Source organism: Leucobacter celer subsp. astrifaciens (assembly GCF_001273835.1).
Taxonomy (GTDB): domain Bacteria; phylum Actinomycetota; class Actinomycetes; order Actinomycetales; family Microbacteriaceae; genus Leucobacter; species Leucobacter celer.
Map to the genome: position 1 here is coordinate 71,963 of NZ_JHEI01000131.1, position 12,864 is coordinate 84,826.

The 12,864-nt window shown below is 70.0% G+C and carries 10 protein-coding genes; 4 read left to right on the top strand and 6 right to left on the bottom strand.

Annotated features, from left to right (window positions below):
• Nucleotides 1-132: 132 nt before the first annotated feature.
• Nucleotides 133-684: an NADPH-dependent FMN reductase gene (locus AMS65_RS00745; protein ID WP_053382271.1), complete on the bottom strand. Its 552-nt coding sequence runs from the start codon at nucleotides 682-684 to the stop codon at nucleotides 133-135.
• Between the two features lie 99 nt (nucleotides 685-783).
• On the opposite strand from AMS65_RS00745, the gene AMS65_RS00750 reads away from it, so the two are divergent.
• Complete coding sequence (locus tag AMS65_RS00750; protein ID WP_053382272.1) at nucleotides 784-1,215, top strand: DUF1801 domain-containing protein; 432 nt, start codon at nucleotides 784-786, stop codon at nucleotides 1,213-1,215.
• A 166-nt stretch (nucleotides 1,216-1,381) separates the two neighbouring features.
• On the opposite strand, the gene AMS65_RS00755 is transcribed toward AMS65_RS00750, so the two are convergent.
• From AMS65_RS00755 to AMS65_RS00775, 5 genes are all read right to left on the bottom strand, one after another.
• The gene (locus tag AMS65_RS00755; RefSeq protein ID WP_053382273.1) at nucleotides 1,382-3,829 is read right to left on the bottom strand and encodes a DEAD/DEAH box helicase; all 2,448 of its coding nucleotides are present in this window, start codon (nucleotides 3,827-3,829) and stop codon (nucleotides 1,382-1,384) included.
• 129 nt (nucleotides 3,830-3,958) lie between these two features.
• Nucleotides 3,959-4,780: an ABC transporter ATP-binding protein gene (locus AMS65_RS00760; RefSeq protein ID WP_053382274.1), complete on the bottom strand. Its 822-nt coding sequence runs from the start codon at nucleotides 4,778-4,780 to the stop codon at nucleotides 3,959-3,961.
• A complete protein-coding gene (locus AMS65_RS00765; RefSeq protein WP_053382275.1) occupies nucleotides 4,777-6,579 on the bottom strand; it encodes a dipeptide/oligopeptide/nickel ABC transporter permease/ATP-binding protein in 1,803 nt (600 codons plus the stop codon). Before AMS65_RS00765 ends, AMS65_RS00760 begins: the two co-directional genes overlap by 4 nt.
• Nucleotides 6,576-7,517: an ABC transporter permease gene (locus tag AMS65_RS00770; protein WP_053382276.1), complete on the bottom strand. Its 942-nt coding sequence runs from the start codon at nucleotides 7,515-7,517 to the stop codon at nucleotides 6,576-6,578. The genes AMS65_RS00765 and AMS65_RS00770 overlap by 4 nt, the downstream gene beginning before the upstream one ends.
• Before the next feature lie 85 nt (nucleotides 7,518-7,602).
• On the bottom strand, nucleotides 7,603-9,135 hold the full coding sequence (locus AMS65_RS00775) for an ABC transporter substrate-binding protein (RefSeq protein WP_053382277.1): 1,533 nt from the start codon (nucleotides 9,133-9,135) through the stop codon (nucleotides 7,603-7,605).
• A gap of 279 nt (nucleotides 9,136-9,414) precedes the next feature.
• Between AMS65_RS00775 and AMS65_RS00780 the strand changes: the two genes are divergently transcribed.
• The 3 genes from AMS65_RS00780 to AMS65_RS00790 all read left to right on the top strand — a co-directional run bounded on the left by AMS65_RS00780 (nucleotide 9,415) and on the right by AMS65_RS00790 (nucleotide 12,862).
• On the top strand, nucleotides 9,415-10,200 hold the full coding sequence (locus AMS65_RS00780) for a fumarylacetoacetate hydrolase family protein (RefSeq protein WP_053382278.1): 786 nt from the start codon (nucleotides 9,415-9,417) through the stop codon (nucleotides 10,198-10,200).
• Nucleotides 10,185-11,003, top strand: coding sequence for an HpcH/HpaI aldolase family protein (locus tag AMS65_RS00785; RefSeq protein ID WP_053382279.1), 819 nt, complete (start codon nucleotides 10,185-10,187; stop codon nucleotides 11,001-11,003). Before AMS65_RS00780 ends, AMS65_RS00785 begins: the two co-directional genes overlap by 16 nt.
• Before the next feature lie 332 nt (nucleotides 11,004-11,335).
• Nucleotides 11,336-12,862 carry a fumarylacetoacetate hydrolase family protein gene (locus tag AMS65_RS00790; RefSeq protein ID WP_053382300.1) on the top strand — a complete coding sequence of 509 codons (1,527 nt, stop codon included), beginning with the start codon at nucleotides 11,336-11,338 and terminating at the stop codon, nucleotides 12,860-12,862.
• Nucleotides 12,863-12,864 lie beyond the last annotated feature (2 nt).

Consider the following 12,864-nt stretch of genomic DNA (forward strand, 5'->3'; position numbering starts at 1 on the left):
TCACGCCCCTGTGAGCGAAGCACTCCCGCCGACCCGGCGACCGGAGTCGATGACAGAGGCCAGAGGACCGAGTACAATTCGCGGTTCGGCGCGAAGGCGACGGTTCTGTCGCTGGGACACACCGCACTCGAACTATCCGCGCGGGTGCCGCTCGACGTGGGCGAGGAACCGCTCGGCCCAGCGCTCGAGCCGACGGCGCAGGGCGGGGTCGGTCGCTGCCCCGGTGACCGGATCGAGCTCCGCCGCGTCGAAGGTGAGATACATCTCGGGCTGACCGAGGGTGGGCATGTCGAGGTAGGCGAGCACCTCGCGCAGCTGGTGCTGGGCGAGCGCCGTGCCGAGGCGTCCGCCCGACGCGCCGAGCACCCCGGCGGGGATCCCGGGAAAGGCGTTCTCGCCACCGGGGCGCGATCCCCACTCGAGCGCGTTCTTGAGCGCCGCCGGCATGGAACGGTTGTACTCCGGCGTCACGAACATGATCCCGTCGACCTCGCCGAGCTGCTCCTTGAAGCGCTTCGCCGCCTCGGGGAAGCGATCATCGAGGTCGCGGTTGTAGAGCGGGAGGTCGTCGATCCGCAGCTCGACGAGTTCTGCCCGGTCCCCGATGATCTCGGCGAGGGCCGCCAGGATCCTCCGGTTGATCGAGACCTCCGAGAGGCTTCCGACGATGGTGCCGACGCGCATGGTGCTCTCCGTTTCCCGGCCCCGACCGCGGCCGTGTCTCCAGCCTGGCGCTCGGAACCGGACCTGTCCAGCCCTTGCGGGGAACAGTAGGCTTGCGGCATGGCGACGATTCCGGACGACATCCGCGCGTACCACGAGGGCCTCGACGACGAGGCGCGCCCCATCTGCGACAGGCTGCTCGAGATCATCTCCGAGGAACTGCCGGACGCCGAGTGCAAGGTCTGGCACCGCCACCCGGTATGGTTCTTCGACGGCAACCCGGTGGCCGGATACGACCGGCTGAAGGCGTCGGTGCGGCTGCTGTTCTGGAGCGGCCGGGCGTTCGACGAGCCCGGACTGGCGAACGAGGGCAGCTTCCAGGCCGCCGAGGCGCGCTACACGGCACCCGAGCAGATCGACGCGGAGGCGCTGCGGCGCTGGCTCGGGAAGGCGCGGGAGATCCAGTGGAACTACCGCGACATCCGCCGCAACCGAGGGGGCCTGGTCCCGCTACGAGGGCTGCCGGAGGTGCCGGACACCGATCCCGCGTAGAGAACGGGCGAGTCCTCGCCGCTGTCCCGGCCCCCGGAGTGAGCAGAAGCGGCTCGCATCTCGAGTTCTCGCGTCGGTTTGCGCCCGCGCCCGCGCCCGCTCGCCCGCGGGCCGGCTGGGAAACGAGAACGGCCCCGGGAATCCCGGGGCCGTTCCGCCACTGCTGCTACCAGCGGGGCTTGCGCTTGCTGTCCGAACGATCCGGTCCGGAATCGCGCTTGCGGTCATCACGCGATCCGCGATCCTGCCAGCCTCCGCGGTCGCCCCGGTCACCGCGATCGTTGCGATCACTGCGACGGTCGTCCCGGTTGTTGTCGTAGCGCGGCTTGCGGGCGTCTCGGTCGTACCCGCCGCGGTCTCCACGGGAATCGCGGTCGTACCCGCCGCGGGTGTCCCGACCGCCGCGGTCGTACCCGCCCCGGTCGCCGCGGTCACCGCGGGTGTCGCGGCCACCGCGATCGTAGCCGCCCCGGTCACCGCGATCGCTCCGGCCGCCCCGGTCGTAGCCGCCGCGATCTCCCCGGTTGCCGCGGTCTCCCCGGTCGCCGCGATCGTAGCCGCCGCGCTTCCCGTCGCGCGCCGGGCCGCTGTCGGGCCGCAGCTCGATGAGCTTGCCGCTGATGCGGGTCTGCGCGAGCGCGTCGAGGGTCTCCCGCGAGAGGTTCGACGGCAGCTCCACCAGCGAGAAGTCGTCGCGCATCTGGATGCGGCCGAAGTCGTCGCGGCCGAGGCCGCCCTCGTTGGCGATGGCGCCCACGATCTGGCCGGGCTTCACGCGCTGACGGTGCCCCACCTCGATGCGGTACATGCGCAGGTCGTCCCGCTTCGGGCCGCGCTCGCCCCGGTCGTCGCGGCGGTCGCGGTCCGGGCGGTCGGAGCGCGAGCGATCCCGCGTCCCGTCCTCGAGGAACTTCGCGGCCTGCTTGCGGTCGCGCTCGAACTTGCGGTCGTCATCCTCGGTGAGCAGCAGCGGGGTGTCGCCCTGCGCCACCACTGCGAGCGCGGCGGCGACGTCGCCCTCGGGGACGTCGTGGTGCCGCACGTAGTGATCGATGATGTCGCGGAAGGCCTCGATGCGCTTGGTCTCGTCGAGCGCCGCGGTGATGGCGTCGTCGAAGCGGCTCAGGCGGGTCGCGTTGACCTCCTCGACCCGCGGCAGCGGCATCTGCGTGAGCGGCTGCTTCGTGGCTTTCTCGATGGCCTTGAGCAGCCGCTGCTCGCGCGGGGTGACGAAGCTGATCGCGTCGCCCGTGCGGCCGGCGCGACCCGTGCGGCCGATGCGGTGCACGTACGACTCGGTGTCGATCGGCAGGTCGTAGTTGATGACGTGGCTGATGCGCTCGACGTCGAGGCCGCGCGCGGCGACGTCGGTGGCGACGAGGATGTCGAGCTTGCCGTCCTTCAGGGCCTGCACGGTGCGCTCGCGCTGCGCCTGCTGGATGTCGCCGTTGATAGCGGCAGCCGAGTACCCGCGCGCGCGCAGCTTCTCGGCGACCTGCTCGGAGTCGCCGCGCGTGCGGGTGAAGACGATCATGCCGTCGAACTCCTCCACCTCGAGGATGCGCGTGAGCGCGTCGAGCTTCTGCGTGTAGGAGACCACGTTGTAGCGCTGGGTGATGCTCGCGCTGGTCTGCGTCTTGCCCGCGATCTTGATCTCGCGCGGATCGTTGAGGTGCTGCTGCGAGATGCGGCGGATCTGCGCCGGCATGGTCGCCGAGAACAGCGCGACCTGCTTGGTCGCCGGGGTGTCGGCGAGGATCGTCTCGACGTCCTCCGCGAAGCCCATCTTCAGCATCTCGTCGGCCTCGTCGAGCACGAGGTACTTGATCTGGCTCAGGTCGAGGGATCCCCGGTTCAGGTGGTCCATGATGCGGCCCGGGGTGCCCACGACGATATCGACGCCGCGGCGCAGCGCCGATAGCTGCTGGCCGTAGGCCTGCCCGCCGTAGACCGGCAGCAGGTGCACCTCGGGCAGGTGCGAGGCATAGCTCTCGAAGGCCTCGCAGACCTGCAGCGCGAGCTCGCGCGTGGGGGCGAGCACGAGTGCCTGGGGCACACCCTGCCCGGGCTCGATGCGGCTGAGGATCGGCAGCGCGAAGGCCGCGGTCTTGCCCGTACCCGTCTGGGCGAGGCCGACGACGTCGCGGCCGCTGAGCAGCACCGGGATCGTGGCCTCCTGAATGGCGGAGGGGGTCTCGTAGCCGACGGCCGTGACCGCCCGCAGCACCTCGGGCGCGAGGCCGAGGTCGGCGAAGGTGACGCGCTCGGGCGCGGCGGGTTCGGATGCAGGAGCGGCGGCGGGCTCGGGCTCCGCGGCGGGGGCCTCCGCCTCCGTCGCGGGAGCGGGCTCGGCGACCGGCTCGGGATCCGCGGCCGGCTCGGTCTCAGCAGCGGATGCTGCGGGCGCGTCTTCCTGCGCGGCGGCTTCGGGATCCGCCTGCTCGGCTGCAGGATCGGCGTCGGTCTCGGGGTCGGATGCGGGGGCTGCCGGGGTCTCGGCGTCCGCGGGGGTCTCGGGCTGGTTCTCAGCCGGTACAGCGGCCTCCGTGGAGGCTTCGTCGGTCGCGGCCGTCTCGTGGGGCTCTGCGGCGTCGACGTTTTCGGAATTGCTCATCATACTATCCTACCCCGGATCCCGTGCCGCCACGCCGCCGTGAGCCGCCGCCACGCATCGCCGAGGACGACGCGGAGTCGCAGATGGCTGCTTCCCCCCTGCCGGAAGCAGCCATCTGCGACTCCGCGGTTACTCGCGCAGCGCGAGCCAGTCCGCACGGCGCTGCGCCTGCAGCGCCGGGTCGGCGACCGGCGAGGCCGCGAGCAGGCGCCGGCTGTACGGGTGCTGCGGATCCCGCGTCACCTGCTCGCCGTCGCCCACCTCCACCAGGTTGCCCCGGTACATCACCGCGACGCGGTGGCAGATGCGCCGCACCACACCCAGGTCGTGCGACACGAAGAGGTACGAGACGCCGGTGTCGCGCTGCAGCTCGATGAGCAGCTCGAGCACGGTCGCCTGCGTGGTGAGGTCGAGCGCGCTCACCGGCTCGTCGCAGATGATGAGGCGCGGCCGGCGCACCAGGGCGCGGGCGATGGCGATGCGCTGGCGCTGGCCGCCCGAGAACTCGCTCGGGAAGCGGTCGATGACGCTCGCCGGCAGGTTGACCCGCTCGAGCATCTCGCCCACGACCCTGCGGGCCTCGGCCCGGCCGGTGCCCGCGGTCGAGAGCGGCTCCGCGAGGATCTCGCCGACGGTCATCCGCGGGTTGAGGGAGCCGTAGGGATCCTGGAACACCACCTGGATGTCCGAGGCGAGCTCGCGGCGCTCGCGCTTCGCGAGGTGGGTGATGTCCCGGCCGTCGAAGGAGATGGTGCCGCTCGCGACGGGCACGAGGCCGAGGATCGCCTTGCCGAGGGTCGACTTGCCGGATCCCGACTCTCCCACCAGGCCGACGCACTCGCCGGATCCGACCTCGAGCGAGACCTCGTGCAGCACGCGGTTGGGCCTGCGCCGCGAGCCGTACTCGACCACCACGTTCTCTGCCCGCAGCAGCGGTGCCGACGCGCTCATACGGGCTCCTTCCGATCGAGCTCGACGCGGCTCTCGGCGCCGTCGAGCGAGGCTGCGATGAGCTCGCGGGTGTAGTCGCTCTCCGGCTGCGAGAAGATCGGGCCGACATCGTCGATCTCGACGATGGATCCGGATCGCATCACGACGACGCGGTCGCAGATGTCGGCCACCACGCCGAAGTTGTGGGTGACGATGACGAGCGCCATCCGTTCCTCCTGCTGCAGCTCGCGCAGTAGCTCGAGCACCTCGGCCTGCACCGTGACGTCGAGCGCGGTCGTCGGCTCGTCGGCCACGAGCACCGACGGCCTGCCGGCGATCGCTCCCGCGATGAGCACGCGCTGCGCCATGCCGCCCGAGAGCTCGTGCGGGTACGACTTCATGACTCGCTGAGGGTCGACGATGCCGACGCGGTCGAGCATCGCGAGCGCGCGCTCCCGTGCTTCGGCCTTGCTCATCCCGTGCACGGTGCGCAGCGGCTCGGTGAGCTGGTAGCCGATCGTGTACGAGGGATCGAGGTTCGTCATCGGCTCCTGCGGGATGTACCCGATCTCGTGTCCGAGCAGCCGCGCGCGATCGCGCTTCGAGAGCGTGGTCACGTCCTCGCCGCCGATCCAGATCGCATCGGCCGTGTAGTAGCCCGACTTGGGCAGCAGGTCGAGCATCGAGAACACCGTCTGCGACTTGCCCGATCCCGACTCTCCCACGATGCCGAGCACCTCGCCCGGCGAGACGTCGAGGGTGATGCCGTGCACCACCTCGACCTCGCCGTCGGCGGTCTCGTACTTGACGCGCAGGTTCTCGAGCCGCACGGCGGAGTCGACGGCGGCGACGGAGATCGATCCCGTGGTCGACGTGGTGGCCGCCGCGGAGCCGCGCGCCGCGTTCTCGGCCTCGATGGCCTTGCGCTGACGGCGGGACAGCACGGGGATCTTCGCGTTGATGACGTCGCCGAGGGTCGAGCCGAGCACCGCGAAGGCCGCGATCGAGACGCCGAGCGCGATGGACGGCCAGAGCAGCAGCAGCGGATCGGTGCGCATGACCTGGAAGCCCTCGTTCATGGCCGCACCCCAGCCGGGGGTGGTGCCCCCGCCGATGCCGAGGAACTGCAGACCGGCCTGCATGCCCATCGCGATGCCGGCCGTGAGCGCGGACTGGATGACGAGCGGCGCGACGACCTGGCGGATGACGTGGCGCGACATGATGCGCAGGTCGGTGAGCCCCGAGACGCGGGCCGCGTCGACGTACATCTCCCCGCGCACCGCGAGCACTGTGGACCGCGTGAGGCGGAAGTAGCCGGGCGCCATGAAGATGCCGATGGTGATCATGAGCAGCGTCAGGTCGTTGCCGGTGTTGGCGCCCACGATGAGCAGGATCACCATGCCGGGAACCGACTGCAGGCCGTCGCTGATCCAGGTGCCGATGCGGTCGGTCGCGCCTCCGTAGTAGCCCGCGGCGAGGCCTGACGGCACGCCCAGTGCGAGCGCGGTGAGGATGGCCACGAACGTGCCCCAGAGCGTGATCTGCGCGCCCCAGATGAGGCGGCTCAGCACGTCGCGTCCGGTCGTGTCGCCGCCGAGCGGGTGCTCCCAGCTCGGCAGGGCGCGCGCCTGCGAGAGGATCACCTCGTTGGGGTCGTGCGGCGCGAGCCAGGGGGCGAAGATCGCGACGAGCACGATGAGGGCGAGCACGGTCAGAGAGACGGCGCCGGCGGGTCGCCGGATCAGCCGGCGGAGGATGGAGCCGCGCTCCCCCGCCCGGGTGTCCGGGCGCTCGGTGAGCGGCGCGGTGGTGGTGGTCATTTCACTCGAACCTTCGGGTTGATCCAGCCGAGCACGATGTCGAGCAGGAGATTGACGACGATGACGAAGACGACGGTGACGACCGTGATCCCGAGCAGCATCGGGATGTCTCCGTTCTGCGAGGAGCTCTGGGTGAGTTCGCCGATGCCCTTGATGCCGAAGATCTGCTCGACGATGATCGCACCCGAGAGCAGTCCGACGAACATGAGGGCCAGGATCGTCAGCGAGGCGGGGGCCGAGTTGCGCAGCAGATGCAGCGCGATGCGCCAGAACGGGATCCCCCGGCTGCGCAGCGTACGCGTGTAGTCCTGCGCGTCGGCCTGGATGATGCCGTTGCGCAGCTGCTCGGCGATCATGACGATCGCACCGAGCGCGAGGGAGATCGCGGGCAGTGTGATGGATCGCAGCCAGCCCGGCAGCGACTCGCCCGGCTGCACATAGCCGATCGCCGGGAACCACTTGAGCTGCACGGCGAAGCTCATCACGAGGACGACGGCGACCCAGAAGCCGGGCAGCGCGAAGAGGACGACGGCGCCCGCTTTGACGGTCTTGTCGATCCAGCTGTGGGGACGCAGACCGGCGAGCGTGCCGAGCACGGCGCCGAGCAGCGCGGAGAGCGCGACGGACGCGGTCACGAGCGACAGGGTGACCGGGAGACGGATCGCGAGGATCTTGTCGATCGGCTGGTCGTTCTTCCACGAGGTGCCGAAGTCGCCCCCGAGCAGCTGCAGCAGCCACTCCTGGTACTGCACGAGCACCGGGCGGTCGGCGCCGATCTTGACGGTGAGCGCGGCCACCGCCTCGGGGGTGGCGCCGCTGCCGAGCAGGCCGAGCGCCGGATTCGGGATCGCGGCGTGGGCGAGGAAGAAGGTGCCGCTCGCGACGACGAAGAGCAGCACGATGCCTGAGAGCAGCCGCTTGAGTACGAAGGTGATCATCGAGTTTCCCGGGTCGAACGGTAGTGGGATGGAACCGCCGGGGCGGGGCCGCGATGCTCCGCGGCCCCACCCCGGGAAGGTCAGCCTACGAGAGGGAGATCTGGCGCAGGGTCGGGAACATGAGGCCGATGACCGGCTTCACGTCGAACTCGGAGGTGCTCACGAACACGTTCTCGTTCTGCGCGAAGACCGCGTTGTAGCCCTGGGCGGTGACGAGCTCGTTGAGCTTCTCGATCTCGGCGAGCTGGGCGTCGCCGGGATCGGCGCCGAACACCGCGTCGACCTGCTCCTCCACGCCGTCGAGTGCGGCGAGGCCCGGGTTCGGGTTGTACCACTGCGGCTTCGAGATCTGGCGCTCGACCGTCGCCACCGGGTTCGCGTCCATGGCGATGACCGCGACGTACATGGGGTACGTGGGCGCCTTGCCCATGTAGCTCATGAAGTCGGTCTCCTCCCACGTGACGGTGATGCCGAGCTCGGCGAAGGTCTGCTCGACGATCGCCTGGTAGGGCTGGAAGGGACCGGCCATCGGCATGGTGACGTCGAAGCCATCGGCGTAGCCCGCCTCGGCCAGCAGCGACTTGGCCTTCTCGACGTCGAGCGCGTACTCCGCGTCGAGCGCCTCCACGTTGCCCGGCGTGCCGGTCGGGAACAGCTGGGTGGAGACGAAGCCCTCGCCCTGCGCGATCGACTGCTGGATGCCCTCGCGGTCGAAGGCGTAGTTGAGCGCCTGGCGCACCTTCACGTCGCCGAGGGGCGAGCCCATGTCGCCCGAGCGATCGGCGAAGTACAGACCGGCCCAGGTGGCGAGGCCCCTGGCGACCTTCCAGTCGTTCTGCTCGGCCAGGTCCGCACCGGTCTTATCGGTGTAGATGAGATTGAGCTGCTCGGCCTCCATGGCGTTGAGCATGGCGGTGGGGTCGCTGAGCGGAGTGATCTTCAGCGGGTCGAAGGGGAAGGCGTCGGCGTCCCAGTGATCCTCGACCTTGTCGAAGGCGTACTCGCTGCCGGGAACACTCGAGTCGCTGAGCGTGTATGGGCCGGAGCCGACCGGGGTCTCGGAGAGCGTGCCCGCGTCGATGGCGCTCGGGGCTGCGAGGTAGCTGCGGCCGAGGCCGAGGAAATAGAGCATCGTGTCGTCGCGCTTCGACAGCTCGAACTCGATCGTGTCGTCGTCGACCTTCGCGATCTCCGCGACATTGAGGTAGGCCTCGCTGGCCGTAGTGCCGTCCTTGAGATGCTGCAGGCCGGCGACGACCGCGTCGGCGTCGACCGCGGTGCCGTCGGAGAATGCCGCGTCGGTGCGGATGTCGAAGGTGACGGTCTTGAAGTCGTCGGACACCTCCCACGCTGTGGCGATGCCAGGCTGCGGCTCGCCGTTCTCGTCGGTGGTCACGAGCGCGTCGTACACCGCCGACAGGTACGGGCCGTCGAATCCGAGATCGGCGCTGGCCGGATCCCAGTTGGTGACGTCCAGGAAGTTGCCGATGCTCAGCGGTGCGACGCCGGCGGGGGCTTCTGCGCCTCCGCCGCCGTCTCCGCCGCCTGCCGAGCAGGAGGTGAGCGCGAGCGCTGCGGCGGCGACGACCGCGATGCCCGTGAGGGTTTTCTTCATCATGTCTACTTCTCTCGGTAGTTCGGACATGTCATGGGGGGGGGTGAGGCGCCGTTGCAGATCCACCGTTGCAGCCCGGGGATCGAGCGTTCTCCCAGTTGCGATGGACGTCACTTCAGCGTGCCGTCGGATTTCATTCTACGTACGTTGACAAAAAACGCAAGTCCCCGCGATCCGCGCAAACATCACGAAATCGACACGATGCGAAGCTGTTACGAAGCCTGGCGCGGAACCCCCTGGATCGTATACGATCTGACCAGAACCCCAGGAAACGGAGGACTCGTGCTCGAGCAGACGCAGATTGAATCCATCGCCGATGAGTTGGTGCAGGCCGATCGGGATCGCACGATCCTGCCCAAGCTCACCTCGCGCTATCCGGGGATGGTGATCGAGGACTCCTACGCCATCCAGAAGGTGTGGTCGGATCGCCGCATCGAGGCCGGCGCACGGCTCGTGGGCCACAAGATCGGGCTCACCTCGAAGGTGATGCAGGTCGCCACCGGCATCACGGAGCCCGACTACGGCGTGATCCACGACGATATGGTCTACGAATCGGGATCGGTGCTCGAGTTCGATCGCTTCTCCAACGTGCGCATCGAGGTCGAGCTCGCCTTCGTGCTGTCGAAGCCGCTCGCGGGCCCCGACGTCACCCTCTTCGACGTGCTCGACGCCACCGCCTACGTCGTGCCCGCGCTCGAGGTGCTCAACTCGCACCTCGAGCTCGAGGGCCGCACGATCGTCGACACGATCAGCGACAACGCCGCGATGGGCGCCATGGTGATCGGCGGCCGCCCCGTGAAGATCGACGAGGTCGACCTCACCTGGGCGAAGGCGCTGCTCTACCGCAATGAGACCATCGAGGACTCCGGCGTGGCCGGCGCCGTGCTGGGACACCCGGCGCTCGGCGTGGCCTGGCTCGCGAACAAGCTCGCGCAGCACGGCCAGTCGCTCGAGGCCGGCGAGATCATCCTCGCGGGCTCGTTCACCAAGCCGATGTGGGTGGAGCGCGGCGACACCGTGCACGCCGACTACCACGAGCTGGGATCGGTGACATGCCGATTCGTCTGAGCCTCCCCGCCACGCTGCGCGAACGTCTCGCCGAGGCCGATCGCCCGCTCATCGGCCTCTGGGCCTGCGCGGGCAGCCCCGTCACCGCCGAGATCGTGGCCGGCAGCGGCTGCGACTGGGTGCTGCTCGACGCCGAGCACTCCCCCAACGGCCTGGAGTCGGTGCTGGCCCAGCTCTACGCGATGTCGGCCTACCCGGTCGCGCCGCTCGTGCGGCCGCCCTTCGGCGATACCGTCACGATCAAGCAGTTCCTCGACCTCGGCGCGCAGAACCTGCTGATCCCGATGGTCGACTCCGCCGAGCAGGCCGAGCAGATCGTGCGCGCCGTGCGCTATCCCGACGGCACGGCCGGCGGCGGCGTGCGGGGCGTGGGATCGGCCCTCGCGCGCTCGGCCCGCTGGAACCGCGTCGAGGGTTACCTCGGCCGCGCGGCCGAGACCATCAGCCTCACGGTGCAGATCGAGTCGGCCGCCGCGGTGGCGGATGTGGAGCGCATCGTCGCGGTCGACGGCGTCGACGCGATCTTCGTGGGCCCGTCGGACCTGGCCGCCTCGATGGGGCTGCTCGGCCAGCAGAACCACCCCGAGGTGGTCGAGTCGGTGCTGCGCGCGATCGCGGCGGCGAAGGACGCGGGCAAGCCCGTCGGCGTGAACGCCTTCGTCGCGGCCGACGCCGAGCGCTACATCGAGGCCGGCGCCGCCTTCGTGGCCGTCGGAGCCGATGTGGCGATCCTCGCCCGCCAGACCGAGGCGCTCGTGGATCGCTTCACCGGCGCATCGAGCGGCGAGCGCGCGAGCTACTGATGCCGGAGCCGGCTCCGTCGTCCCGCGCGAGCGGAGCGCAGCGGAGTCGAGGCGTGAACCGGCACCACCGCCGGTTGAGCGCAGCGCAGTCGAGGAGCGAACCCGTACCACCGCCGGTTGAGCGGAGNGCAGCGGAGTCGAAACCCGGATCCCCTCGAGAGAGATCCGAGCCGGGATTTCGACGGCACTCGTTCCTCGCTCCGCTCGATCGGCGCGTCTCGCCCGCTGAGCGAAACACCACTTCACAAACCCATCCAGATCGTATACGATAAGAAATACAACGAGGCCGGGATCGCTGGATCCCGCGCACGAGATTGATGAGCGAGGTCGCCATGACATACGGAATCGAGCAGCTGGGCATCGAGACGCCCGGCAAGATCATTGCCGTCCACCTCAACTACCCCTCGCGGATCGCCCAGCGCGGCCGCACCCCCGAGTTCCCCTCCTACTTCTTCAAGCCGTCTTCTTCGCTCGCCCCCACCGGCGGCACGATCGAGCGCCCCGCCGGCACCGAGCTGCTCGCGTTCGAGGGCGAGATCGCCCTCGTGATCGGCGAGCCCGCCCGCTGGGTCTCCCCCGCGGACGGCTGGAAGCACGTGGCCCAGGTCACCGCGGCTAACGACTTCGGCCTCTACGATCTGCGCGCTGCCGACAAGGGCTCGAACGTGCGCAACAAGGGCGGCGACGGGTTCACCCCGGTCGGCCCGACCGCGATCCCCACGGCGGGCATCGGCCAGGACGCCTGGCGCGTGCGCACCTGGGTCAACGGCGAGCTGGTGCAGGACGACACGAGCGACACCCTCAAGTTCACCTTCGGGCAGCTCGTCGCGGACCTCTCGCAGCACATGACGCTCGAGACCGGCGACGTGATCCTCACCGGCACTCCCGCCGGATCGTCGGTCGTCGTGCCGGGCGACGTGGTCGAGGTCGAGGTCGACGCGCCGAGCGCGTCGGGCGCCCCCACCACGGGCCGCCTCTCGACCACCGTCACCCAGGGAACCACGGCCTTCGGCGACTTCGGCAACACGCCGGCCATCGATGACAAGCAGCGCGTCGAGGCCTGGGGCGACGAGGCCGCGCACGCCGCCGCGGTCGCAGCCGGCAAGGCCTCCCCGCTCGAGGGCGAGAGCCTGGTCTCGACAAGCTCAACCGACGGCTCTCCCCTCACCGACGAGATCCGCGCGCTGCTCGACGGCGTGGCGGTCGCCACGGTCTCGGCCGCCCTGCGCAAGCGCGGCTACGTCGACATCTTCATCGACGGCGTGCACCCCAACCACGAGGGCGACACGATCCTCGGCACCGCCAAGACCCTGCGCTTCATCCCCTTCCGCCCCGACCTGTTCAAGGCGCACGGCGGCGGCTTCAACGCCCAGAAGCGCGCCTTCGACACCGTCGAGGCCGGTGAGGTGCTCGTGGTCGAGGCCCGCGGCATCCCGTCGACCGGCACCGTCGGCGACGTGCTCGCGCTGCGCGCCCAGTACCGCGGCGCAGCCGGCATCGTCACCGACGGCGGCGTGCGCGACTTCGCGGCCGTACAGGAGTTCGACATCCCCGTCTTCTCGCAGGGAGCCCATCCCAGCGTGCTCGGCCGCCGCCACGTGCCCTGGGAGACCGACGTGACCATCGCCTGCGGCGGAGCCGCCGTGCAGCCGGGCGACATCATCATGGGCGACCGCGACGGCGTCATCGTGATCCCGCCGTTCCTGCTTGCGGAGGTGGCCCGCGAGGCCGCCGCGCAGGAGCACGCCGACGCCTGGGTCGCCGAGCAGGTCAAGAAGGGCGCGCCGGTCGACGGCCTGTTCCCCATGAACGCCGAGTGGCGCGCACGCTACGAGGCCGAGAAGGAAGCGCAGGCCTGAGC